The 24,521-nt window shown below is 63.3% G+C and carries 21 protein-coding genes, 1 tRNA gene and 1 pseudogene; 10 read left to right on the top strand and 13 right to left on the bottom strand.

Going from position 1 to position 24,521, the window contains the following annotated elements:
- Window positions 1-19: 19 nt before the first annotated feature.
- Entirely contained in the window at window positions 20-2,167 is a 2,148-nt protein-coding gene (gene fadB / locus L6D64_RS02835) for a fatty acid oxidation complex subunit alpha FadB (RefSeq protein WP_176506123.1), read from the bottom strand.
- Window positions 2,168-2,637: 470 nt separating this feature from the next.
- Window positions 2,638-3,075, bottom strand: coding sequence for a hypothetical protein (locus tag L6D64_RS02830; protein WP_176506122.1), 438 nt, complete (start codon window positions 3,073-3,075; stop codon window positions 2,638-2,640).
- Between the two features lie 110 nt (window positions 3,076-3,185).
- Between L6D64_RS02830 and L6D64_RS02825 the strand changes: the two genes are divergently transcribed.
- Window positions 3,186-3,626, top strand: a complete 441-nt coding sequence (locus L6D64_RS02825) for a universal stress protein (RefSeq protein ID WP_110631251.1) — start codon at window positions 3,186-3,188, stop codon at window positions 3,624-3,626.
- A gap of 57 nt (window positions 3,627-3,683) precedes the next feature.
- On the opposite strand, the gene L6D64_RS02820 is transcribed toward L6D64_RS02825, so the two are convergent.
- Entirely contained in the window at window positions 3,684-5,612 is a 1,929-nt protein-coding gene (locus L6D64_RS02820) for an ATP-binding cassette domain-containing protein (protein ID WP_176506121.1), read from the bottom strand.
- A gap of 222 nt (window positions 5,613-5,834) precedes the next feature.
- Between L6D64_RS02820 and L6D64_RS02815 the strand changes: the two genes are divergently transcribed.
- Window positions 5,835-7,763 (top strand): transglycosylase SLT domain-containing protein, encoded by a 1,929-nt coding sequence (locus L6D64_RS02815; protein WP_176506120.1) that lies wholly within the window; start codon window positions 5,835-5,837, stop codon window positions 7,761-7,763.
- Window positions 7,764-7,884: 121 nt separating this feature from the next.
- Here L6D64_RS02815 and L6D64_RS02810 read toward each other — a convergent pair whose 3' ends face one another.
- Both L6D64_RS02810 and L6D64_RS02805 read right to left on the bottom strand, forming a co-directional pair.
- Window positions 7,885-8,688, bottom strand: coding sequence for an MOSC domain-containing protein (locus tag L6D64_RS02810; protein WP_176506119.1), 804 nt, complete (start codon window positions 8,686-8,688; stop codon window positions 7,885-7,887).
- 56 nt (window positions 8,689-8,744) lie between these two features.
- Window positions 8,745-9,680: a chemotaxis protein CheV gene (locus tag L6D64_RS02805; RefSeq protein ID WP_176506118.1), complete on the bottom strand. Its 936-nt coding sequence runs from the start codon at window positions 9,678-9,680 to the stop codon at window positions 8,745-8,747.
- A 349-nt stretch (window positions 9,681-10,029) separates the two neighbouring features.
- Here L6D64_RS02805 and L6D64_RS02800 point away from each other — a divergent pair, with 349 nt between their 5' ends.
- The 3 genes from L6D64_RS02800 (at window position 10,030) to L6D64_RS02790 (ending at window position 12,453) form a co-directional block, all read left to right on the top strand.
- On the top strand, window positions 10,030-10,539 hold the full coding sequence (locus L6D64_RS02800; RefSeq protein ID WP_176506117.1) for a histidine kinase: 510 nt from the start codon (window positions 10,030-10,032) through the stop codon (window positions 10,537-10,539).
- Between the two features lie 367 nt (window positions 10,540-10,906).
- Window positions 10,907-11,797 carry a sensor histidine kinase gene (locus tag L6D64_RS02795; protein WP_176506116.1) on the top strand — a complete coding sequence of 297 codons (891 nt, stop codon included), beginning with the start codon at window positions 10,907-10,909 and terminating at the stop codon, window positions 11,795-11,797.
- On the top strand, window positions 11,794-12,453 hold the full coding sequence (locus tag L6D64_RS02790) for a response regulator (protein ID WP_176506115.1): 660 nt from the start codon (window positions 11,794-11,796) through the stop codon (window positions 12,451-12,453). Before L6D64_RS02795 ends, L6D64_RS02790 begins: the two co-directional genes overlap by 4 nt.
- On the opposite strand, the gene yegS is transcribed toward L6D64_RS02790, so the two are convergent.
- Window positions 12,437-13,324: a lipid kinase YegS gene (gene yegS / locus L6D64_RS02785; protein WP_176506114.1), complete on the bottom strand. Its 888-nt coding sequence runs from the start codon at window positions 13,322-13,324 to the stop codon at window positions 12,437-12,439. The two genes, L6D64_RS02790 and yegS, sit on opposite strands and share 17 nt — an antisense overlap.
- 308 nt (window positions 13,325-13,632) lie before the next feature.
- On the opposite strand from yegS, the gene L6D64_RS02780 reads away from it, so the two are divergent.
- Both L6D64_RS02780 and L6D64_RS02775 read left to right on the top strand, forming a co-directional pair.
- Entirely contained in the window at window positions 13,633-15,087 is a 1,455-nt protein-coding gene (locus L6D64_RS02780; protein WP_176506113.1) for a mannose-1-phosphate guanylyltransferase/mannose-6-phosphate isomerase, read from the top strand.
- A gap of 51 nt (window positions 15,088-15,138) precedes the next feature.
- Complete coding sequence (locus tag L6D64_RS02775; RefSeq protein ID WP_176506112.1) at window positions 15,139-16,386, top strand: glycosyltransferase family 4 protein; 1,248 nt, start codon at window positions 15,139-15,141, stop codon at window positions 16,384-16,386.
- Here the strand turns inward: L6D64_RS02775 and L6D64_RS02770 are convergent.
- Window positions 16,375-17,601: a molybdopterin molybdotransferase MoeA gene (locus L6D64_RS02770; protein WP_176506111.1), complete on the bottom strand. Its 1,227-nt coding sequence runs from the start codon at window positions 17,599-17,601 to the stop codon at window positions 16,375-16,377. The two genes, L6D64_RS02775 and L6D64_RS02770, sit on opposite strands and share 12 nt — an antisense overlap.
- On the bottom strand, window positions 17,585-18,124 hold the full coding sequence (gene moaB / locus L6D64_RS02765) for a molybdenum cofactor biosynthesis protein B (RefSeq protein WP_176506110.1): 540 nt from the start codon (window positions 18,122-18,124) through the stop codon (window positions 17,585-17,587). The genes L6D64_RS02770 and moaB overlap by 17 nt, the downstream gene beginning before the upstream one ends.
- A 168-nt stretch (window positions 18,125-18,292) precedes the next feature.
- On the opposite strand from moaB, the gene L6D64_RS02760 reads away from it, so the two are divergent.
- Entirely contained in the window at window positions 18,293-18,514 is a 222-nt protein-coding gene (locus L6D64_RS02760) for a YgdI/YgdR family lipoprotein (protein WP_027596642.1), read from the top strand.
- A gap of 80 nt (window positions 18,515-18,594) precedes the next feature.
- Window positions 18,595-18,671 (top strand) — tRNA-Pro (locus L6D64_RS02755).
- A gap of 120 nt (window positions 18,672-18,791) precedes the next feature.
- Here L6D64_RS02755 and L6D64_RS28405 read toward each other — a convergent pair.
- From L6D64_RS28405 to L6D64_RS02745, 3 genes and pseudogenes are all read right to left on the bottom strand, one after another.
- Entirely contained in the window at window positions 18,792-19,496 is a 705-nt protein-coding gene (locus L6D64_RS28405; protein WP_371263232.1) for a methyl-accepting chemotaxis protein, read from the bottom strand.
- Window positions 19,497-19,724: 228 nt separating this feature from the next.
- A pseudogene (locus L6D64_RS28400) lies at window positions 19,725-19,835 on the bottom strand (hypothetical protein); the annotation flags it as partial.
- Between the two features lie 762 nt (window positions 19,836-20,597).
- Window positions 20,598-22,361 carry an ABC transporter transmembrane domain-containing protein gene (locus L6D64_RS02745; RefSeq protein WP_176506108.1) on the bottom strand — a complete coding sequence of 588 codons (1,764 nt, stop codon included), beginning with the start codon at window positions 22,359-22,361 and terminating at the stop codon, window positions 20,598-20,600.
- A gap of 203 nt (window positions 22,362-22,564) precedes the next feature.
- Between L6D64_RS02745 and L6D64_RS02740 the strand changes: the two genes are divergently transcribed.
- Window positions 22,565-22,738 (top strand): PA1571 family protein, encoded by a 174-nt coding sequence (locus tag L6D64_RS02740; protein ID WP_176506107.1) that lies wholly within the window; start codon window positions 22,565-22,567, stop codon window positions 22,736-22,738.
- Between the two features lie 56 nt (window positions 22,739-22,794).
- Here the strand turns inward: L6D64_RS02740 and pdxB are convergent, their stop codons facing one another.
- Together pdxB and tusA are read right to left on the bottom strand one after the other, a co-directional pair.
- The gene (gene pdxB / locus L6D64_RS02735) at window positions 22,795-23,937 is read right to left on the bottom strand and encodes a 4-phosphoerythronate dehydrogenase PdxB (protein ID WP_176506106.1); all 1,143 of its coding nucleotides are present in this window, start codon (window positions 23,935-23,937) and stop codon (window positions 22,795-22,797) included.
- A 60-nt stretch (window positions 23,938-23,997) separates the two neighbouring features.
- Entirely contained in the window at window positions 23,998-24,240 is a 243-nt protein-coding gene (tusA, locus tag L6D64_RS02730; RefSeq protein ID WP_054883466.1) for a sulfurtransferase TusA, read from the bottom strand.
- Between the last annotated feature and the right edge of the window lie 281 nt (window positions 24,241-24,521).

Genomic DNA, 24,521 nt, shown 5'->3' with positions numbered 1-24,521 from the left:
GCTCTAGCTCGTTGACCACTCAGTTGAAGAAGCGCTGGCCGTTCTTGGCCATTTCACGCAGCTTCGCGGTCGGGTGGTACAGCGGCCCAAGGTCGGCGTACTGGTCGGCCAGGGCAACGAATTCGGCCACACCGATCGAGTCGATGTAGCGCAGCGCACCACCCCGGAAGGGAGGGAAACCGATGCCATAGACCAGGCCCATGTCGGCTTCGGCGGCGGTTTCGACGATGCCGTCTTCCAGGCAACGCACGGTCTCCAGGCACAGCGGCACCATCATCCAGTTGATGATGTCTTCGTCGCTCACTTCACGCTGCTCGAAGACGATCGGCTTGAGCACATCCAGCACGGTGGCATCGAAGACTTTCTTCGGTTTGCCGCGCTTGTCAGTCTCGTAGGCATAGAAGCCCTTGCCGTTCTTCTGGCCCAGGCGGTTGGCCTCGTACAGGGCGTCGACGGCCGAGCGGCGCTCGTCCTTCATGCGGTCCGGGAAGCCTTCGGCCATCACGTCGCGGCCATGGTGGCCGGTGTCGATGCCGACCACGTCCATCAGGTAGGCCGGGCCCATCGGCCAGCCGAACTTTTCCATGACCTTGTCGATGCGCACGAAATCGACGCCAGCGCTGACCAGCTTGGCGAAACCGCCAAAGTACGGGAACAGCACACGGTTGACCAGGAAGCCCGGGCAGTCGTTGACCACGATCGGGTTCTTGCCCATCTTCTTGGCGTAGGCCACGGTGGTCGCGACTGCTACCTCACTGGACTTCTCGCCACGGATCACTTCCACCAGCGGCATCATGTGCACCGGGTTGAAGAAGTGCATGCCGACGAAGTTTTCCGGGCGCTTGAGCGCCTTGGCCAGCAGGTTGATGGAAATGGTCGAAGTGTTGGAGGCGAGGATCGCGTCCTCTTTTACCTGGCCTTCCACTTCGGCCAGCACGGCCTGCTTGACCTTCGGGTTCTCGACCACGGCTTCGACGACGATGTCGACGTTGGCGAAGTCGCCATACGACAGGGTCGGGCGAATGGCGTTGAGCGCCTCGGCCATTTTCGCCGGAGTCAGGCGGCCTTTCTCGACGCGGTTGCCAAGCAGCTTGGAGGCCTCGTTCAGGCCCAACTGGATGGCTTCCTCGCGGATGTCCTTCATCAGGATCGGGGTGCCCTTGACCGCCGACTGGTAGGCAATGCCGCCACCCATGATGCCGGCGCCGAGCACGGCAGCCTGCTTCACGTCGTGGGCGATTTCGTCATGGGCCTTGGCCTTGCGCTTGAGCTCCTGGTCATTCAGGAACAGGCCGATCAGGCTTTCGGCAACCGAGGTCTTGGCCAGCTTGGCGAAGCCTGCAGCCTCGACTTCCAGGGCCTTGTCGCGGCCGAAGTTGGCGGCCTTCTGGATGGTCTTGATGGCCTCGACCGGTGCCGGGTAGTTCGGGCCAGCCTGGCCAGCGACGAAGCCCTTGGCGGTCTCGAAGGCCATCATCTGCTCGATGGCGTTGAGCTTGAGCTTTTCCAGCTTGGGCTGGCGCTTGGCCTTGTAGTCCAGCTCGCCACTGATGGCGCGCTTGATCAGGTCCAGCGCACCGGGCAGCAGCAGCTCAGGGGCGACCACGGCATCGACGGCGCCGACTTTCAGGGCGTCTTCGGCACGGTTTTCCTTGCCGGCAGCGATCCACTCGATGGCGTTGTCCGAACCGATCAGGCGCGGCAGGCGCACGGTACCGCCGAAGCCTGGGTAGATGCCCAGCTTGACTTCGGGCAGGCCGATCTTCGCGCTGCTGGACATGACCCGATAGTCGGCTGCCAGGCACATTTCCAGGCCGCCGCCCAGGGCGATGCCATTGATGGCCGCCACGGTCGGCACTTCGAGGTCTTCGAAGGCGTTGAAGATGCGGTTGGCTTCCAGGTTGCCGGCAACCAGTTCGGCTTCGGGCAGCTTGAAGTTGTCGACGAACTCGGTGATGTCGGCGCCGACGATGAACACGTCCTTGCCACTGCTGACGATCACGCCTTTCACCGAGGCGTCGGCCTTGATGGCGTCGACGGCCTGGCGCAGCTCGTCCAGGGTCAGGCGATTGAACTTGTTGACGGACTCACCCTTGAGGTCGAACTTCAGTTCGACGATGCCGCTTTCAAGAGCCTTAACCGTGATGGCTTTACCTTCGTAAATCATCAACTGATCTCCACGATATGGAAGCTGAACTGTACACGCCGATCGCTGGTGGAAGAGTAGGTCTTGCCGCCCTTGCCCCAGGCACACCCGTCAGCGCGCTAGTCGGGATTCTGTTTGAGCGGTATGACATACAAACGCTCAATTCATACGCCCGTTTGATTTGGGTATGCACACATTCACCGAAAAGGTCGGCGTTGTCAAATGCTCCGGAACAGGGTGAAAACGCGACTTTGCGGTCATTTTGTATCGCCGATGGGTAAAACATGATGACAGTGATTGGCGATCATTCATGTGAGCGATTGACCACACGCAAACAACGGGGGCTGCATTTATTTATGCACGCGGCCAGGGAATGGCTACACTGCGACTGGATTCAGGAATTTCCCGGCCTGCCTGGCCTTTTCTGCGCAGCAGAAACGACAAAGCGGCAACCTGGTAGCTACCGGGTTGCCGCTTTGTCGTTATGGCTATCAAGCCAGGGTGTCGAAGGCGTGGGCAATATCCTGCAATACAGATTTATCCCCGCGCTCGCTCCAGTAAAGGGCAAGCATGCGCTTGTCAGCCTCGACCTTGTAGACGGTTGCCGGCAGGCGCATGAACACTTCGTTCAGGCGCGGCTCTTCGCAGGCTTCCTTCCACTGGTTCCACCAGACACCAGGGCTGACCTGCCAGTAGCACCAGCTGTCTTCATGCCCGCGCTTGCGCCCACGGTGGTATTGCGGGCACGGGTTCGGCGGCGCCTGCTCGAACCAGTGTGGCCACTGCTGGGGGGCCAGCTGCATGGCCAGGCCCATGCGCCGCGCCTCCAGGCGCAGGCTCATCTGCTGCCCCTGTTTGCGCGACAGGCGCAGCCAGGACAGCGGACTGAGAATCAGCGCAAGGATTGACACCACTAGCCATACCGTCATATCAGTAAGTTCCATAAAGCGTTGCAAAAGAGCGGGTTACTCAGTATTCACGGATGACCTGCCGGAAAGCGACCATACTTCTACTATCGCGATTGTCAGGAGTACAGCTCATGTCCTACGAACATCTTCTGGTCGCCGTCGACCTCACCGAGGAATGCGACCCGGTGATCAAGCGTGCCATGAAGCTCGCCGAGCCCACAGGCGCCAAGGTCTCGCTGGTGCACATCGTCGAACCGATGGCGATGGCCTTTGGCGGCGATGTGCCGATGGACCTGTCGCAACTGCAACAGCAGCAGTTCGACCAGGCCAAGGAGCGCATGGACCGCCTGTTCAACAAGTACCCCGACATCAATCGTGGCGACTCGCACCTGACCTACGGCCAGCCGCGCCAGGAAATCCACCAGCTGGCCAAGGACCAGAAGTGCGACCTGATCGTGGTCGGCAGCCATGGTCGGCATGGCCTGGCCTTGCTGTTGGGATCCACCGCCAATGATGTGCTGCATGGGGCGCCATGCGATGTGCTGGCGGTGCGTTTGCAGAAGAAAGAATGATCTAGCCTGCACCAGCCTCTTCGCGGGTTTGCCCGCGAAGAGGCCAATGAAGGCTGATCAGCCTTCCAGCTCAGCCCAGCGCTCCACCAGCGCATCCAGCTCGGCTTGCAGCTTCTCGATCTTGGCCAGCACTGCCGAAGTCTCGGCAATCGGCCGCTGATAGAAGCCAGCAGCGTTCACCTCTTCCTGCGCCTCGGCCATGCGTTTTTCGACCTCGTCGATCTGCCCCGGCAGCATTTCGAGCTCGCGTTGCAGCTTGTAGCTGAGCTTTTTCTTCGACGTATCGGCAACCGGCGCAGCTGGCGCAGGCGCAGCCACTTCCACCGGCTTTTCGACCACGGCACTGTTGAGCTCGGACTTGCCGCCCTTGCTCTCGGTCACGCCGAGCAGCTTCGGCGAGCCGCCCTGGCGGATCCAGTCTTCATAGCCACCGACATACTCGCGCACCTTGCCCTCACCTTCGAATACCAAGGTGCTGGTGACGACGTTGTCGAGGAAGGCCCGGTCGTGGCTGACCATCAGCACGGTGCCCTTGTAATTGGACAGCACCTCTTCCAGCAACTCGAGGGTTTCCACATCCAGGTCGTTGGTCGGCTCGTCGAGCACCAGCAGGTTGGCCGGCTTGCTGAACAGCTTGGCCAGCAGCAGGCGCGCCCGCTCGCCTCCGGACAGCGCCTTGACCGGCGTACGGGCACGCTGCGGGCTGAACAGGAAATCGCCCAGGTAGCTCAGCACATGGCGGTTCTGACCATCGATCTCGATGAAGTCACGGCCTTCGGCGAGGTTGTCGATGACGGTCTTTTCCAGGTCGAGCTGGTGGCGCATCTGGTCGAAGTACGCCACTTCCAGCTTGGTGCCGCGCTCGACCTTGCCTGCGGTGGGTTCCAGGTCACCGAGCATCATCTTCAGCAGGGTGGTCTTGCCGGTACCGTTGGCACCCAGCAGGCCGATACGGTCCTGGCGCTGCAGGACCATGGAGAAGTCCTTGACCAGCAGCGGGCCATCGGCGTGATGGAAGCTGACGTTTTCCAGCACCATCACCTGCTTGCCGGATTTGTCCGCCGCTTCGATCTGGATGTTCGCCTTGCCCTGGCGTTCGCGGCGCTCGCTGCGCTCGACGCGCAGGGCCTTGAGTGCACGCACACGGCCTTCGTTGCGGGTACGACGGGCCTTGATGCCCTGGCGAATCCACACTTCTTCCTGGGCCAGGCGCTTGTCGAACAGCGCATTGGCGGTTTCTTCGGCGGCCAGCGCGGCTTCCTTGTGCACCAGGAAGCTGGCGTAGTCGCCGTTCCAGTCGATCAGGCCGCCGCGGTCCAGTTCGAGGATGCGCGTGGCGAGGTTCTGCAGGAAGGAACGGTCGTGGGTGATGAACAGCACAGCACCGTTGAAACCGCGCAGGGCTTCTTCGAGCCAGGCGATGGCCCCGATGTCCAGGTGGTTGGTCGGCTCGTCGAGCAGCAACAGATCAGGCTCGGACACCAGCGCCTGGGCCAGCAGCACACGGCGGCGCCAGCCACCTGAGAGCTCGGCCAGGGTCTTGTCGGCGGGCAACTGCAGGCGGCTCAAGGTGCTTTCCACCACTTGCTGCAGGCGCCAGCCGTCGCGGGCTTCCAGCTCGTGCTGAACGTGCATGAGCTTTTCCAGATCTGCATCGCTGTGGATGTTCTGGCTCAGGTGATGAAACTCGGCGAGCAACTCGCCGACGCCATCCAGGCCTGCCGCGACCACATCGAACACCGTACGCTCGTCGGCAACCGGCAGCTCCTGTGGCAGCTCGCCGATCTTCAAGCCAGGGGCGCGCCAGATCTCGCCATCGTCGCCCTTCTGCTCGCCCTTGACCAGGCGCAGCATGCTCGATTTGCCGGTGCCGTTACGGCCGATGATGCACACCCGCTCGCCACGGGCGATCTGCCAGGACACTTTGTCCAGCAGCGGCATCGCGCCGAATGCGAGGGACACATCGCTGAATTTGAGCAGGGTCATGTTCGTCTCCAGAAAGCGGGCGCGCATTCTACCTGACTTGGCCCTTGCCGGCATTAAGTACACTTGCGTGCCGGGGCTTGGCGACGCTCGGTCAGTGTTAATGCCCGGTTACAAGCACAGCGCTATCACCCGCCGCCGGCAAACGGCTAAGCTAAGGCAATCAGATTCCAACAGTGCTGGCTTCGCCGTCACTTCCCCATGGTTCAACTGCCCGGACGTATCATGCGCAGCCGCCTGTTACAGATTGCTTCCTGCCTGCTGCTCACTGCCGCCACCGCCAATGCGGCGCAGGCCATCGACCTTTCCCTGCAACGCCAGTATTACGACGAGGCCAAGCGTGCGCTGGCCAAGGGTGACAAGGGTCCTTACCTGCGTTACGCCCCACAGCTGCGCGACTACCCGCTCACGCCTTACCTGGCGTATGACGAACTGACTGCGCGCCTGAAGACGGCCAGCAACGAGGAAATCGAAGGTTTCCTGGCCAAGCACGGCGACCTGCCCCAGGCCAACTGGATGAAACTGCGCTGGCTGCGCTGGCTGGCCGAACGTGGCGAGTGGAACACCTTCGTCAAATACTACGACCCCAAGCTCAATTTCACCGAGCTGGACTGCCTCAACGGCCAGTATCAATTGAGCCACGGCCAGCGCGCCGAAGGCTTCGCCAGTGCGGAAAAACTGTGGAACGTCGGCAAGACGCAACCGGCTGCCTGCGACACCCTGTTCGGCATGTGGGCCGCAGAGGGCCAGCTGACCGAGGCCAAGCGCTGGAACCGCGCCAAGCTTGCAGCCCAGGCGCGCAACTACGCACTGGCCAACAACCTGGTGCAAGGCCTGACCACGCTCGGGCCTCAGGGCCGGCTGCTGATCGACGTGGCACAGAAGCCGGAACTGCTCAACCAGCCATCGCGCTTCACGCCAGCCACCGAGGCGATGTCCGACGTGGTCAGCCTCGGCCTGCGCCGCCTGGCCCGGCAAGACCCTGATCGGGCCATGGCGCTGCTCGACGACTACGCCCAACGCATGCATTTCTCGCGTGACGAAAAGGTGGCCATCGCCCGCGAGATCGGCCTGACCCTGGCACGCCGCTACGACCCGCGCGCGCTGGACCTGATGACCCGCTACGACCCCGAACTGCGCGACAACACGGTCAGTGAATGGCGCCTGCGCCTGCTGCTGCGCCTCGGCCGTTGGGAAGACGCCTACGAGCTGACCCGGCGCCTGCCACAGGACCTGGCCAGCAGCAACCGCTGGAAATACTGGCAGGCGCGCACCCTGGAGCTGGCCCAGCCGAACAACCCGCAAGTGCCATTGTTGTACAAGAACGTGGCACGCGAGCGTGACTTCTACGGTTTCCTCGCGGCTGACCGGGCCAAAACGCCTTACCAGTTGAACAACAGGCCACTGCTGTTGAGCCCGCAACTGGTCAACAAAGTGCGCAATACCCCCGGCATCCAGCGTGCCCTGGAGTTCCACGCGCGCGGCCAGGTGGTCGAAGGCCGCCGCGAGTGGTACCACGTCAGCCGTCACTTCAACCGCGATGAGATGGTCGCCCAGGCTCGCCTGGCCTACGACATGCGTTGGTACTTCCCGGCCATCCGCACCATCAGCCAGGCGCAGTACTGGGACGACCTGGATGTCCGCTTCCCCATGGCCTACCGCGACACCCTGGTGCGTGAAGCCAAGGTGCGTGGGCTGCATTCGAGCTGGGTATTCGCCATCACCCGCCAGGAAAGCGCCTTCATGGAGGATGCCCGCTCCAGCGTCGGTGCCAGCGGCCTGATGCAGGTGATGCCGGCCACCGCCAAGGAAACCGCACGCAAGTTCAGCATCCCGCTGGCCTCGCCGCAGCAAATGTTCAACCCGGAAAAGAACATTCAGGTCGGTGCGGCCTACCTGAGCCAGGTGCATGGCCAGTTCAACGGCAACCGGGTGTTGGCGTCGGCGGCCTACAACGCCGGCCCGGGGCGTGTGCGACAGTGGCTCAAGGGCGCCAAGCACCTGAGCTTCGACGTGTGGGTGGAGTCGATCCCGTTCGACGAAACGCGCCAATATGTGCAGAACGTGCTGTCGTACTCGGTGATCTACGGGCAGAAGCTCAACGTGCCACAGCCGCTGGTGGACTGGCATGAGCGGTATTTCGATGACATGTGATTCTTGCTGAGCCCGTTCCTGCCCTGTCGCGGGTAAACCCGCTCCCACCGGTATGGCGCTGCCCTCAGGCTTGGCGCTATCCCGGTGGAAGCGGGTTTAACCGCGAAGAGGTCGGTAACGGCTACTCCAGGACTTCAACCTCCATCCCCACTTCAAGCCAGCCACTGCCATCCACGGCCAGGTTCTGCCCGAACAGGATGTCGCCTTCCTTCTCGCGGAAAGTCTTCAGGGTGGTCAATGGCTCACGGTCAGCACTGCGCTCCCCGGTCGCCGGGTCGAGGGTGGTGAAGATGCACCGGACGCTCGGTTTGAGCACTCGAAACTCCAGCTCGCCAATGCGGATCCGCTTCCAACCATCCTCGGCAAACGGCTCGGCCCCCTGCACTACCAGGTTTGGCCGAAAACGCAGCATTTCCATGGGCCGGCCAATCCGCCGGCTCAAGTCATCCAGCGAGCCTTGCCCGATCAGCAACAACGGAAAGCCATCGGGGAACGCCGCACGGTCGCTGTTCAGGCCGTAACCATTGGGCAGGTAGCGTGCCCGCTGCTCCGGGCAATGCACCAGGCGCACCGCCTTGCCAAGCCACTGTGACAGCCAGGCAGCCGCCTCGTCGCCGGCGTCCGGCACACGCAAGGTATCGCGCCAGATGGTCACACCGCGCAGCGCATCGTCAGCGGCGGGTACCGCCACTGGCAACGGCGCCTGCCCAGGCAGCTCGAGCAGCAATTCGCCAGTCTCGCCCGCGCTGGCCTTCAGCTGGCCCAGTTGGGGCCAGGCCCGCTGAGTGAGGAAGCGTCCGTTGTCTTCCTCGACCACCATCCAGCGTCGGTCGCCCTGCAACCCTAGAAGCCCCACCGGTGAACCTTGCAAGCCTTGCGCCTGCCCCGACTTCACCGGGTATCGATACAACTCACTGAGAAACATCCCTGCCCGCCTCATGCCTTGTCAAAAGCCAAGCTTATACCTGGCTGGCCGTGGGATCACGCGTTGCCGGCATCCAGCAGCAGGCGCTGCTTGACCACATCGACCAGGCGATCGGGCTGGAACTTGGAGAGGAAATTGTCACAACCGACCTTTTTCACCATCGACTCGTTGAAACTGCCCGACAAGGAAGTGTGCAGCACCACGTAGAGCTTGCGCAGGCGCGCATCGCTACGAATTTCGGTGGTCAGCCGATAGCCGTCCATCTCGGGCATTTCCGCATCGGTGAAGACCATCAACAGCTTCTCGCAGACGTCCTCCCCCGCGTCGGCCCAACCCTTGAGCAGGCGCAAGGCTTTCAGGCCATCACTGGCAACGTGCAGCTTCACCCCGAGTTGCGAAAGGGTATCGCGCAGTTGCGCCAGTGCCACGCTGGAGTCGTCCACCAGCAGCACTTCACGGCCACGTGCGCGCACCAGCACCGGGTCGGCCAGTTTGTCGCCGGAGACCCGGGCGTTATAAGGCACGATCTCGGCGAGCACCTTCTCCACATCGATCACTTCGACCAGCTTGTCATCCACTTTGGTGATGGCGGTCAGGTAGTGCTGGCGCCCGGCACTCGAAGGCGGCGGCATGATGGATTCCCAATTCATGTTGACGATGCGATCGACGCCACCCACCAGGAACGCCTGCACCGAGCGGTTGTACTCGGTGACGATGATGGTGCTGTCCGGCCCCGGCTGCAGCGGGCGCATGCCGATCGCCTGGGACAGGTCGATCACCGGCAGGGTCTGCCCACGCAGGTTGACCACCCCACAGACGAAGGCGTGGCGCTGCGGCATCAGGGTCAGCTTTGGCAGTTGCAGTACTTCCTGCACCTTGAACACGTTGATCGCGAACAACTGGCGACCGGCAAGGCGGAACATCAGGATTTCCAGACGGTTCTCACCCACCAGCTGCGTGCGTTGGTCTACCGTGTCGAGAATGCCAGCCATTGGAAAACCCCCAGGGTTATGTCGAAAAATAGAAATGATCCGTCCTGTATCGGCGCTATTCTGCGTATCTTGACCCCGGCGAAAAAATGCCCTGTCGGGCGATTGATATCATATTAGCATCATGCTTTACTGCGGCATGACCCGCCTGGATCCATTTCAGCGCAACCTGTCGCACCCTAGACGCCCTCAGGGAATCCCCTAGGAGCAATCAGGTGCAACCTGATGTTCGCGATATCCTTTAGCCATTAATGTGACGCCATTCTCACTGCATGAATGGAGTCAGGCTTTTGCTAGCGATCGATATGGCGTGGCCATCCCCTGCTCCAGCCCAACGCGCCGGAGTGACTTGATGGACAGCAGCGTCTCCAACTTCGACACCCTGCAGGACTTCCTGCTGGATGCCCAGGTCTTGCTGACCCAGTCCCAGGAATGCCTGCAGCATCTGGAACTGATCAGCAACGACCCGGACGCCTGCCAATGCCTGAACAGCACCCTCCAGACCCTGGCCCGACGCGCCAGCGCCCTGGGCCTGCTTGAAGTCGCCCACTATGCCGGCGTCCTGCACCGACTGCTCGCCCCGGCCTGCAAGCAGCGGTGCCTGGACCACGCCGTTCTGCCAGCGCTCAATGCCTGCCTGACCTTGCTGGCCTGGCAACTGGAACTGATCGATGTGCGCACCGGCCGGCTCGCTCTCGATTCCTGCGAACAGGTAACGCTGCTGAGCGAACTGGCAGTTGCCCTGAATCAGCCGTTGCCGCAAACGTGTGCGTCCTGCAACGAAAACGCCAGCAACTGCTTGCATCCGCGCTCCACCTTGCCGGGCAGGACATCAGCCAATGCCCCCGTGCAGCGCCACTAGCCGGCTGGTTCCATTCACCCGATGACGCAGGACTTGCGGTTTTTTTCGCGCGTTCAGCCGGGTGCACTTGCGCGGTCCGTTGCTAGTTGATCGTGAAGCGGTCATCACAGGATCGGGAGGTGGCATTTTGATACTCATCTTGCCTGCCCAGCACCCCTCCCGAGCCCGGAAATGCTTAGGTTTCAAAGCATTGCCCAGCGCGACCAAATTGAACCGAAGTGTTAAGATGCGCGCACACAAATGCTGGCCGGCTCCCCAAGTTTCGCATCGGGCCGGGCTCGCCATTTGTTGCAAGCACAGCGCCAAAGCCTCTGCCAAGAGGTGTGCACAGCCCCCATCAGCAAGACTTCAGTGGCTTCCCAATTCTATGTTCCCACGCTTGAAGATAACTCTGCGCTGCCGTTCACGCGCCACCTTGCTGCGCTGGGTGACGGCAATGCTGTGCGGGGTGTCCCTGCTTGCCAACCTGGTTCTGTATGCTGGCGGGCAAGGCATGCCGGCCAGCCTGTTGTTGCTGCAACTGGTGGCCACGCTTGGCGTCTGCTGGCACCTGGGCCACGGTGCCAAGTCGATCAGCCTGCGCCCGGCGGAGCTGGCCGGGCGCATGCTCCAGGTCCAGGAGACAGAGCGCCAGCACCTGAGCCGCGAACTCCACGACGACATCGGGCAACTGCTGACCGCTGCCAAGATGCAGCTGGACTGGTTGCAACGCCGTGTACCGGGCGACTTGCAGGCACACTGTGGCAGCTTGCGCAGCACACTCGAAGACACCTTGAGCAAAGTGCGCGACGTTTCCGCCCTGCTCAACCCACGGCAACTGGCCAGCCTTGGTCTCGAGGCCAGCCTGCGGGCACACCTGGTACGCACCTTGGCAAACACCGACGTGCACTGGAGCCTGGAATGCCATCAACGCCTGGGCGGTATTTCCGAAGAAGTCGCCATGGCGGCATTTCGCATCACCCAGGAGGCGGTCACCAACATGCTGCGCCATGCCCGGGCGCGCAACTTGACCATCCGCCTGCAGCGCAGCGCAGCAGGGCTTGCCCTGTCGATCCAGGATGACGGCCAGGGCTTCATCCCGGCTGCCAATCCGGCCGAGGCCGGCCAGCGCGGCATGGCCGGCATGCAGGAACGCGCCACCGCCCTCAACGGCAGCCTGGCGATCACCAGCCAGCTCGGCCTGGGCACGACGATCGATGTGCTGTTCCCGTGGCCACCCCGTATTCAAGAACGCGCCAGGACTACCGCTTCAACATGACCTGTAGATTGCTGCTGGTGGATGACCACTCGCTGATCCGTGCCGGGGTTCGTGCCCTGGTATCCGACATCCCTGGCTACACCGTGGCCGGCGAAGCCGATGACGGCGACCAGTTGCTCGAGCAGGTTCGGCACCTGGCACCCGACATCGTCCTGCTGGACATCTCCATGCGCTCGACCAGCGGCCTCGATGCCCTCACCCAACTGCGCGCCACGGGTAACCCCTGCAAGGTGCTGATCCTGTCCATGCACACCGATCCGGACCTGATCATGCGGGCGCTGGAAAGTGGCGCCCACGGTTACCTGCTCAAGGATGCCACGGCGACCGAACTGGAGCAGGCCCTGGCCGCGCTGCGCAATGGCGAGCGCTACCTCAGCCCGGCCATCGCCCATACGGTGATCAACCAGGCACTGATGCGCTCGCAACACGGCAAGCAACCCGGGCTCGACCGCCACAACCTCACTGCACGGCAACTGGAGATCCTGCGCCTGATCGTGCGTGGCAAGTCTACCCGCGAAATCGCCGCCGGCCTGGGCCTGTCGATCAAGACCGTGGAAACCCACCGTTCGCAGATCATGAAGCGCCTGCAGATCTACGACGTGGCCGGCCTGGTACTGTTCGCCGTGCGCGAGAAAATCATCAGCCTGGACGACTGATCAGCGGTGAATTCAACGGCAAGTGCACGCGCAGCGCCCCTGGCAACGCCGCAAAGCGCAGGCTGTCGGCCTGCAGCGGCTCGCCATCAAGGTTGATGTCCAGCCCCTGCGAACAGGTGATCTCGACCCAGGGCAAACGCGCCCGCACGAACAAGCCTTCACCCGCCAGCAAATCACGAAGGGCGCCTACCATTTCCTGAGGCGCTGGCAGGATGGCGATATCGAGCAGGCCATCATCGACTTGCGCGTCCGGGCACAACACTTGTCCGCCACCGGCCTGGCGACCATTGCCGATCCCCAGCGCCAGCAGGTCGCCCTGCCAGTCGAAGCCCGGCCCTGACAGCTCGACCGAGGCGGCCTGCAGCTCGCTGAAGCGCGACAGCCCGGTGAACAGGTAGGCCGCAGCGCCGAGCATTTTCTTCAGGTCTTCAGAGGTATTGGCGGTAACCTGACTGCCGAAACCGCCTGTGGCCATGTTCAGGAACAACTGGTCGCCCACCTGGCCCAGGTCGATTGGCCGTGGCGGCAGCTCCAGCAGCGCCAGGGCCTCGGTGGGCTCAAGGGAAATGCCGGCAGCCTTGGCGAAGTCATTGGCCGTTCCCAGCGGCAGTAGCGCCAGGCTGGCTTCGCTGCGTGCCCGGCCCATGGCTTCGGCGACGTCACGCAAGGTGCCGTCCCCCCCGCCAGCAATCACATGGCTGTACCCGGCCGCCAGCGCTTCGCCTACCAGCCGCTGGGCATCACCACCTTCCCAGGTCACCCGCACATCCAGCGTCCAGCCACGTTCGCGCATGGCGCTCACGGCGTGGCGCACCGCTTCGTTCATGGCCTGCTTGCCATGCAGGATCAAGATTGCCTTGCGCTGTGGCATCACGCGTCTCCATGGGGTGGGTTCTGTCCAGATCTCGACCACAAAGTCTGCCCAAATACTGCATGCCGCCGGTAAAACAGCTCTACATCGGGGATTGACTTGGCGCAGGGTCGAACAAAAAAACCACCCGATTCACATAAATATCATTGAAAGCTTTTTTCATCCGGCGCATGATCGACAAATATTTGGCCTTCATGGACGAAGCTGTAGTGAAAAGTCGGTTTTTTGACTTTTCCGCCAAAACCGTGACAGGTCGCAACGTTTCCCTTCACTGCGCTGTAAGCAGCGCCCAGAGTCGAGGCCGTGAAATGAGCGTTCTGATCCCCTGTATCATCGCCGGCGGTGCCGGTACCCGCCTGTGGCCGGTTTCGCGCGAAGCCATGCCCAAACCCTTCATGCGTCTGCCCGATGGTCAGAGCCTGCTGCAGAAGACCTTTGCCCGCGCTGCGGCGTTGCCGGGCGTCGAAAGAATACTGACGGTGACCAACCGCGAAGTGTTCTTCCGCACCCAGGACGAATACCGCCAGGTCAACACCGACAACCTCGCCCTCGATTACCTGCTGGAAACCAACGGCCGCAACACTGCTCCCGCCATCGCTGCAGCCGCGCTGCATTGTGCCAGGCACTATGGCCAGGACAGCGTGCTGCTGGTGTTGCCCGCCGACCACCTGATCCAGGATGCCGAGGCCTTCGCCAACGCCGTCGAACACGCCCGGCTATTGGCTGACGATGGCTGGCTGGCCACCTTCGGCCTGCTGCCCAGCCGCGCCGAAACCGGCTTTGGTTACATCGAGCAAGGCGAGGCGATCGGCAAGCATGCGCATCAGGTCACCTGCTTCGTGGAGAAGCCCGATGCCCTCACCGCCCGCGAATACCTCGAAGGCGGCCGCCACTTGTGGAATGCCGGCATGTTCTGCCTGCGAGCGGGCACCGTGCTCGCCGAACTGCAGGCGCATGCCCCGGAACTGCTGGCCTGCGTGACCTGCTGCCTGGAACAGAGCGCGACCAAGGAGGGCGACAAGGCACTGCAGGTGGAACTGGACCCGAACAGCTTCGCCCTGGCCGAAGACATTTCCATCGACTACGCCTTGATGGAGCGCTCCGACAAGGTTGCCGTGGTGCCTTGCGAACTGGGCTGGAGCGATATCGGCAGCTGGGAGGCGGTGCGCGAACTGCGCCACACCGACGACGACGGCAACCACTGCAATGGTGAAGCCGTGCTGCACGATGTGACCAACTGCTACATCGACTCGCCAAAGCGCCTGGTCGGCGCGGTCGGCCTGGATAACCTCATCGTCATCGACACCCCCGACGCCCTGCTGATCGCCGACGCAGCGCGCAGCCAGGAGGTCAAGCTGATTGCCCAGCAACTCAAGCACCAAGGCCATGAGGCCTACCGCCTGCACCGCACCGTCATTCGCCCCTGGGGCATGTACACCGTGCTCGAGGAAGGACCGCGCTTCAAGATCAAGCGGATCATGGTGCGCCCTGGCGAATCGCTGTCGCTGCAGATGCACCATCATCGCAGCGAGCACTGGATCATCGTCAGCGGCATGGCCTGCGTGACCAACGGCGAAGAAGAGTTTCTGCTCGACACCAACGAGTCGACCTTCATCAAGCCAGGCCGCACCCACCGCCTGACCAACCCCGGCGTCATCGACCTGGTGATGATCGAAGTCCAGAGCGGCGAGTACCTGGGCGAAGACGACATCGTGCGCTTTACTGATATTTACGGACGCGTCCCGGCGGCAGCCATCGGCTGAGGGCTGGCGGGCGCGTTTTTTGTCCGCAGCCTTCAGCGAGGTTTCCGCTTCATGCGCATTCTCTGGACTCTGCCTTACCTGCCCTGGCCCACCACCAGTGGCAGCAAGACCCGGCAATATCACCTGCTGCGCGCGCTGGCGCAGCAGGGCCACCGGATCACCTTGCTGGTGCAGTCGAAAATCCCTTTGTGCGATGCCGCCCGCGAAGCCCTGGAACCCCTGCTCGAACGCCTGATCGTGCTGCCCCGGCGCCCCTTGCACAGCCCGCTCAATCTGCTCGCCTCGCCGATCATCGACTACCCGATGCGGGCCATCATCAATGGCCTGTCGCCAGGCTTGCGGCGCCAGTTCGAGCAGCTGCTGGACGAACCCTGGGACGTTATCCAGATCGAGCACAGCTACAGTTTCCAGCCTTTCGAAAAAGCACTGCAGGCCCGCGAGTTGCCCTACATGCTCTGCGAGCACAATCTGGAATCAGTCACCGGCGCCGCCTGCCACGACCGCCTGCCGCTATGGCTGCGCCCGCTCAACGCCTTCGACCGTTGGCGCTACCGGCGCTGGGAGCAGCGCGTGCTGCGCCAACCCACCGAGGTGGTGGCGGTGAGCCCGCATGATGCCGAGTTGATCAGCCAGGTCAGCGGCCGCCCGGTAAAGGTGGTGGTCAACGGCGTCGATTGCGACTATTACCAGAACGTCCATCCGGCCCTGCATAGCCAGCGCCTGCTGTTCGTTGGCAATTTCGAGTACGCCGCCAACGTGGAGGCGGTCGAATGGGCCCTGGAAGAAATCCTGCCCCAAGTGTGGATGAGCAATCCGGCGGTACGCCTGGCCATCGCCGGGCATGCCCTGCCAGCAAGCTGGAAACTGCGCTGGAACGATCCACGTATCGAATGGGTCGGCTATCGCCCCGACCTGCGCGAATTGCAACGCCGGTCCGCGCTGTTCTTCGCGCCCTTGCGCTATGCCGGGGGCTCCAAGGTGAAGATCCTCGAAGCCATGGCCGCCGGGCTGCCGGTGATCAGCACCGGCAAAGGCGTCTCAGGGCTGGCCGCCAACAACGGCGAACATTACCTGGGCAGTGACGACGGCGACCAGTTGGCGCTGCTGATCACGCAATTGCTCAACCAGCCGTGGCGCATGTGCCAATTGAGCGAGGCCGGCCGACAGTTCGCCCGCAATCGCCACGACTGGAGCGTGGCCGCCCAGCAACTGGAAACGGTGCACATGCGCCTTACCCAGGCAGCAACGGCCGATGCCCCCCAAGGCGCTGGCGCCTGGCTGGGTCGCTCAACCGAGTAGTTCGCTCAGCGGGATGAACGGCACGCTATCGCCAGGTTTCGGCGTGCTGCCTTCACGCACCTCCACCAACCCCTCTGCCCAGGCCGCACTGCGCAGCACACCGGAGCTCTGGTTCTTGTAGATGCGCACCTGGCCCTGGTCGATGCGCGCACGCAAGTATTCGCGGCGCGTGCCGGCCTTGGTCCATTCGAACCCGGCCGGTACATCGAAGCGCAGCGGTGTGACATCAGCCACACCCTGGCGGCGCAGCAGGTAGGGCCGCGTCAACAGGCCGAAGGTGACCAGGGTCGACGCCGGGTTACCGGGCAGGCCGAGTACCGGCACACCGCGGTAATGGCCGAATGTCAGCGGCTTGCCAGGCTTGATCGCCAGCTTCCACAAGGCCAGTTCCCCCGCTTCGCGCAGTGCGGCACCGAGGTAGTCGGCCTCGCCCACGGAGACACCGCCCGTGGAGAGGATCAGGTCGACATCGCCCAGGGCCCCCAGGCACTCGCGGGTACGTTCCAGGTTATCGGGAACAATGCCCATGTCGCGCACTTCGCAGCCCAGCCGCTGCAGCCAGCTGACCAGCAGGCGCCGGTTGCTGTTGTAGATCTGCCCCGGGCCCAGCGGTAGGCCAGGCTCGACCAGTTCATCGCCAGTGGACAGAACCGCCACCCGCACCCGTCGAACCACCTGCAGCTCGGCATGACCCAGGGTCGCCGCCAGGCCCAGTTCTATCGGCCCGAGCCGTGTGCCGGCGGCCATCACCTGCTCGCCCTTGCGGGTCTCCTGGCCCTGCGGGCGAACGTTCTGGTCAAGCGTCAGCGCTTCGAGGAAGCGCACCCGGCCATCCTCCAGCACCTCGGTGTTTTCCTGCATTTCGACGCAGTCGGCACCCGCCGGCATCGGTGCACCGGTGAAGATCCGTGCACAGGTACCGGGCTGCAGAGGTTCAGGCGCGTGCCCGGCGAAGATCCGCTGGCTAACCGGCAAAGGCTCGCCCTGCAGGTCGGCCAGGCGCAAGGCGTAGCCGTCCATGGCGCTGTTCGGCCACGGCGGCAGGTCGAGCGTGGCCACCAGCTCGGTGGCCAGCACGCGGCCTTCGGCTTCGGCCAGCGAGACGCGTTCGGTTTGCGTGATTGGCGCAGCCTCGGCCAGCGCCAGCAGGCGCTCCAAGGCTTGCTCCACCGGCATCAGTGGCCGGGCAGCGGGTGCCTCAGCCACGGCTGTCACAGGCCGCTGCCTGTTTCAGGTGGGCGACGAAATTGCAGGGACGATGGCGGGCATCCAGCTGATCGGCGAGGATGCCGTCCCAACCGGTGCGTACGGCATTGGTCGAACCCGGCAGGCAACACACCAGGGTGCCATTGGCCAGGCCAGCCAGGGCGCGCGACTGAATGGTGGAGGTGCCGATATCGGCCACGGAAATCTGCCGGAACAGCTCGCCAAAACCTTCAACCTGCTTGTCCAGCAGGCAGGTGACAGCTTCCGGAGTACTGTCACGGCCGGTAAAGCCGGTACCGCCGGTAATCAGCACCACCTGTACGCTGTCGTCGGCGATCCAGGTGGCGACCTGGGCGCGGATCTTGTACAGGTCATCCTTGAGCAGCACGCGGGCGGCCAGGTTGTGGCCAGCGGCGGTAAGGCGCTCGACAAAGGTTTGCCCGGAGGTGTCGGTTTCGAAAGTGCGGGTGTCGCTGACCGTCAGCACGGCAATGTTCAGCGCCACGAAGGGGGTATCTGCCTTGGCTTTCATGAGTGTCCGTCGCAGGTGAAGATGATGCGCGCAGTTATATCACAGGCGGCCGTGCAAGCAGGCACAGGTCAATAACCCTGGCTTGTCGCTATGCTGGAATGTAAAAGGAACTTGCGTGGACGCCCTGCGTCTTAAAGTCATCTTGCACCATCGCACTGGAGAAACACGATGATTCAACGGACCCTTCCCGCCTTCTTGCTCGCCCTGGGCCTTGGCGCCCTCGCCGGCTGTGCATCGCCGACCGTGATAACCCTGAACGACGGCCGTGAAATCCAGGCAGTGGATACCCCTTCCTTTGACGAGGACTCCGGTTTCTACGAATTCGAACAGCTCGACGGCAAGCGCACGCGCCTGAACAAGGACCAGATCCGTACCGTCAAGGAACTCTGATACGCGCGCTTTTTGGGCATAAGCCCTTTAAACTACAAGGGCTTGCACCCGAAAATGCTATGCAGTAGGATTTTGTTCATCGGAGTGTAGCGCAGCCAGGTAGCGCGTCTCGTTCGGGACGAGAAGGCCGCAGGTTCGAATCCTGTCTCTCCGACCAGATCCTCAACAAACAGCCCGCCTCGCGCGGGCTTTTTGTTGCGCGTTGAAAGCGCCTGTTCCGCCTGCACCGGCACAGGGTGGGTTGCCGCTGGGGGGCGCTTCGCCCCCCCGGCAACCATCAGGCGGTCAGCCGCGAAGTGACCTCGCCCAGCTGCCCCGACAAGCCATGCAGGCGTTGCCCCGCCTGCTCGGTATGTTGCACGGCCTCTTGGTTGGCGGTGGCAATCCGGGTGATTTCGATCAGGTTGCGCGAAATATCCTCGGCCACGCTGGTCTGCTCCTCGGCCGCCGTGGCGATCTGCCGGTTCATGTCGCGGATCGCCTCTACCGCCAAGGTGATGCGCTGCAGCATCTGCCCGGCCTGCTGCACCTGCTCGGCACCCTCCTCGCTGCGTTGCTGGCCGCTTTCGATGGCCTTCACCGCCTCCACCGCACCCGACTGCACGGCTTCGATGATCTGGTGAATTTCGGCGATCGACGCCGCAGTACGCTGGGCCAGGCTGCGCACCTCGTCGGCGACCACGGCAAAGCCACGCCCGGCCTCACCCGCGCGGGCCGCCTCGATGGCGGCATTGAGCGCCAGCAGGTTGGTCTGCTCGGCGATGCCACGGATCACCTCAAGCACTTTGCCGATGCGTGAGCTGTCGTTCTCCAGATTGCGGATCACTGCGGCGGTGCCGGCGATCTCGCGATTGACCACGCCAATGGTGTCGATGGTCTGCTGCATCACCTGTTCGCCGGCCTGGGCGCTGTGGTCGGCCTCGTCGGCGGCCCGTGCAGCATCCGCTGCGTGGCGCGCCACTTCCTGGGCGGTGGCAGACATCTCGTGCATGGCCGTGGCCACCTGGTCGGTGCGTTGGAACTGGTCGTGGGTGCCACGGGCCATGTCACCGGCAATGGTGCGCAGCTGGCCACTGGCGCCCTCCAGCTCCTGGGCATTGTCCTTGAGGCGGCCAACGGTGTCGGCGAGGAAGTCGCGCAGGGTATTGGCTGCACGCGCCAGGCGGCCCAGTTCGTCCTCGCGACGGCTGTCAACGCGGGCGGCGAAGTGGCCCTGGCTGAGTTGCGCCACGTATTCGATCAGTTGGCGGATCGGCTCGATCAGGCTACGGTTGAGCAGCCACAGGCTGAGCAGGCCGACCAGTAATGCCGACCCCAGCATGACCAACACACCCAGCCACACGGTGCGTTCGGCACTGGCATTGATCTGGGCTGCGCGATCACGAGCCTCGGCGCGCAACTGCTCGACCAGCGCGCTCATCTGCTCACTGGCCGCCCGGTCGACCCCCTTCACCGCCTGGTCACCGGCTACCGGGTCCCCCCCGGCCGCCAGAAAGGCCTGACGCCCTTGTGCGTAGGCCTGGCCGAGCTGGCGATGGCTATCACGCAGCTGCTGCAGCGGTGCCTTCAGCTTTTCCTCGCTGCTGTCGATCAGTTGCCCGAGCAGTTGCTGAACCTGCTGCTCACGGGCCTGGAACTGCTGCCAGTACTTGTCCAGCTCGGCAGGTTGGCGGCCGCGCAGCAGCACGTTTTTCCACTCCTGCACCTGGATCTTGAACTGCAGGTTGGCTTCATCGATCAATTGCGAAGCCCGCAGCGGCCCGTCCACCAGTTCACCATAGCCACGCACGCTGGAGGACAGGAACTGGAAGCACACCAGGGCGATCAGCAGCATCGCCGCCAGGCTGCTGCCCAGCAGGGTAAGAATTTGCACTCGAAGTGATTTGCGCAACATCGCGGATCTCGGGAACAAGAAATAAGGGAACGGCGCGCCGTTGCAGCGCCGCGACAGACATCCTTGTCCTCGTTCGCAGGCCAAAAAAAAGCTGCCATCAATCGATAGCAGCCAGGTCGAGCACTTACGCAACAGTTGCGATGCATACTCTCAGGCAATTGCTACAGAAATGTTACAGCCACACGACGCCTAGCCCGTGGTGAACTGCAACTCGGCCAGGCGAGCGTACAACGGGCTTTCCTCGATCAGCTGCCGATGGGTGCCGACCGCGACCACACGCCCCTTGTCGATCACCGCGATGCGGTCGGCGTGCTGCACCGTGGCCAGGCGATGGGCGATGACCAGCGTGGTCCGCCCGGCCATCAGGCGCGGCAAGGCCTGCTGGATCAAGTGTTCGCTCTGCGCATCGAGGGCGCTGGTGGCTTCGTCGAGCAGCAGGATCGGCGCATCCACCAGCAGCGCCCGGGCGATTGCCAGGCGTTGCTTCTGGCCACCGGAAAGGCCAATGCCGCCCTCGCCCAGCGGCGTCTGGTAACCCTGCGGCAGTTGCCGGATGAACTCGTCGGCATGGGCGCCATGGGCCGCCGCCTCGACCTCGGCCAGTGTCGCTTCGGGCCGGCCGTAGCGGATGTTGGCCTCGACCGTGCCACGGAACAGCGACGGGTTCTGCGCCACCAGGGCGAACTGGCGGCGCAGGTCGTCCGGGGCCAGCGCCGTGATGGGTTGGCCGTCGAGCACGATGCGCCCCTGTTGCGGGTCGTAGAAGCGCAAAAGCAGGTCGAACAATGTCGACTTACCCGCCCCCGACGGCCCCACCAGCGCCACGGTCTGGCCGGGTTCGATGGTCAGGTTGAGCTGGTCGATGGCAGCCACCGAGGGCCGCGAGGGATAGGCAAAGGTCACGTGCTGCAGTTCGATGCGTCCACTGGCGCGCTGCTGTGTCAGCATCACGGGGGCCTCCGGGGCCAGGATCGTGCTATTCGCCGCCAGCAGCTCGGCGATGCGCTCGGCGGCCCCTGCGGCGCGCTGCAGCTCGCCGATCACTTCACTGAGTGTGCCAACGGCACTGCCGACGATCAGGCTGTAGAACACGAACGCCGCCAACTCGCCTGCAGAAATGCGCCCGGCGATCACATCCATGCCGCCCACCCAGAGCATCACGCCCACTGCCCCCAACACCAGCACGATCACCAGCGTGATCAGCCAGGCACGTTGGGCAATACGTTGCCGGGCCACGGCAAACGCAGCCTCCACCGTACCGGCGAACAGTTCACGGTCGCGTGCCTGGTGGTTGTATGCCTGCACGGTCTTGATCTGCCCCAGGGTCTCCGACACATAGCTGCCTACATCGGCCACCCGGTCCTGGCTCTGCCGCGACAGGCTGCGCACCCGTCGGCCAAACAACAGGATCGGTGCCAGCACCAGTGGCAATGCCACCACCACGATGCTGGTGAGCTTGGGGTTGGTGATGAACAGCAGCACCACGCCACCGATCACCATCAGCGCATTGCGCAGGAACATTGACAGCGACGAGCCGATCACCGACTGCAACAAGGTCGTGTCGGCAGTCAGCCGCGACTGGATCTCAGCGCTGCGGTTGTCTTCGAAAAAGCCTGGATGCAAACCCACCAGGTGGTCGAACACCGCGCGGCGGATGTCGGCAACGCAGCGCTCGCCAATCCACGACACCAGGTAGAAGCGGCTGAACGTGCCTGTCGCCAGGGCCAGCACCAGCACCATGAACAGGCCGATGGTCTGGTTCAACTGGTGTGCCGAACGGGTCATGAAACCCTGGTCGACCAGCAGGCGGATACCCTGGCCCATGGACAGGGTGATGCCGGCGGTGACGATGAGCGCCAGCAGGGCCAACAGCGCCTGGCGACGGTAAGGATGCATGAACTGCCAGGCCAGGCGCAGGGCACGGCGTTGGCGAAAGGAAGCCGAATCGGGCATGACATGAACCAGCAAAGCAGGAATATGAAGACTACCACTCATCCACCCAGGCAGTGCCTATAGCCCATCGTTCTAACGGGCCTCTGGAGCTTTGCTGCGCTTTCTGCTGGACTGTGCAGGCCTTGGTGCACACGATAACTTTTGTAACAGGCCAGTCACGGCGCAGGTTTAACCTGAGCCTGAACCTGATGAGGAGATATTCAATGAGCTTGCAACATGGCAGCGACACTGTGAAACCGCAGAACAAGCCACAACCCAAGGCCTGTGGTTCGATCATCGACGCCCAGGGCCGCGAGATCGAGATCACCGAGCAGATGATCCAGCAGGCCTGCAAGGACCTGGAAGACAGCCGCGTGAAAAAACTTCACCACGGCTGAAGTGCGGACTTTTAGAAACCCGGCTTTAGGCCGGGTTTTTTATGTGTTGGCCGTGCTCAGGCCAGCACGCCACCCAGGGCATTGACCAGCTGCGCCAGCTGCGGCGCTTCGCCCCGCACGCGCACCGCCAGCCCTTCGATCTCCCGGCGCGGTGGATACTGCCTGCGCAGCTGGTCGAACGCCGCCCGCTGCTCGGCCACGTCGTCACTCAAGCTGCGACGGAAATCGGCATCGTCACGGCGCGGGTCATAGACCGCCCGGCACAGTGTCGCCAAGGCCCAGGCAGGCTCTGCAGTGCCGTCCAGCTCGATCTGCGCCAACGGCGCAGGCGGCAGCAGGTCGGCCAGCTGGACCTTTTCGGCCTCGCCCAGGTGGCGGCACAAGGCCTGATAGATCTGCGCCGTGCCACGCTGGCGGCCATCCAGGCTATAACCGGCAATATGTGGCGTGGCCAGGGTGCACAGGTCTGCCAGTTGCAGGTCGACCTGCGGCTCGCCTTCCCAGACATCGAGCACTGCGTGCACGTCTTCGCGATCCAGCAGCAGCTCGCGCAGCGCTGCGTTGTCCACCACCGGCCCGCGGCTGGCGTTGATCAGCCAGGCACCGGGGCGCAGCTGCGCCAGCTGGGCTGCACCGAGCAGGTGCCAGGTTGGATACTCACCGCCGCGCAGCAACGGGGTGTGCAGGCTGATCACGTCGCACTGCTCAAGGATGGTCGCGAGGCTGACGAAGTCGCCGCCCTCGGTGGCCTGGCGCAGCGGGTCGCAGACCAGCACCTTCCAGCCCAGGCCGTGCAGCACGCGCACCAGGCGGCCACCGACTTCGCCGGCGCCGACCACCCCATAGGTGCGTTGCGCCAGTACCGCGCCGTCCAGGTCGGCCAGGGTCAGCAGGCTACCCAGTACGTAGTCGACCACGCCACGGGCATTGCAGCCCGGCGCGCTGCTCCAGTGAATACCGGCTTCGGCGAAGTAGTCGAGGTCCAGGTGGTCGGTGCCAATGGTGCAGGTGCCGACGAAGCGCACCTTGCTGCCTTCGAGCAGTTGCCGGTCGACCTTGGTCACCGAGCGCACCAGCAGCACATCGGCGTCCCTGACGCTGGCGGCGTCGAGGCTGCGGCCGGGATAACGGCGGATCTCGCCGAAGCCTGCGAAAAAGGCATCGAGCAGCGGGATATTCTCGTCGGCAACTATCAGCATGGCGCTCTCCTGTCTGGGGAGCGCAGTGTAGGCGCTACGTGAGGTGTGTTCCAGCGCGGTTCAGTCGGCTTTCTTGCGGATCCAGTACAGGTAGGTGCCGGCTTCCTCCTGCTGCCCGAGCAATTCGTGGCCGAGGAAGTTGCAGAACTTGGGGATGTCGCGGCGGGTCGACGGGTCGGTGGCGATGACCTTGAGCAGGCCGCCGGCGGCCAGGTTGCGTACGTGCTGGTGCAGCATCATCACCGGCTCCGGGCAGTTCAGGCCGGTGGCGTCGAGAATGGCATCGGGGGTGAAATCGGTCATGGGGGGCTCCGCAAATGATCGCTATTGTGGCGCATCGCGCCACAAGGACCAATAGCCATTCATGAGGGCCACCTCTGAGTGCTCCTGCTCTGCTTTTGCTTCCGCTCTGCTTTTGCTTCCGCTCTGCTTTTGCTTCCGCTCTGCCTTTGCTTTCGCTCTGCTTTTGCTCTGCTTTTGCTTCTAAGCGCGCGGTAGTTCAGCAAACGCCGAATGCGACTTCAGGAGGCCGAGCGCAGGTCTTGCGGAGGGAGGTGACGGGCATGGATGCCCGTCAAGCGCTG

Source organism: Pseudomonas urethralis (assembly GCF_021602465.1).
Taxonomy (GTDB): domain Bacteria; phylum Pseudomonadota; class Gammaproteobacteria; order Pseudomonadales; family Pseudomonadaceae; genus Aquipseudomonas; species Aquipseudomonas vlassakiae.
This window is presented reverse-complemented; position numbering and strand designations above follow the sequence as displayed.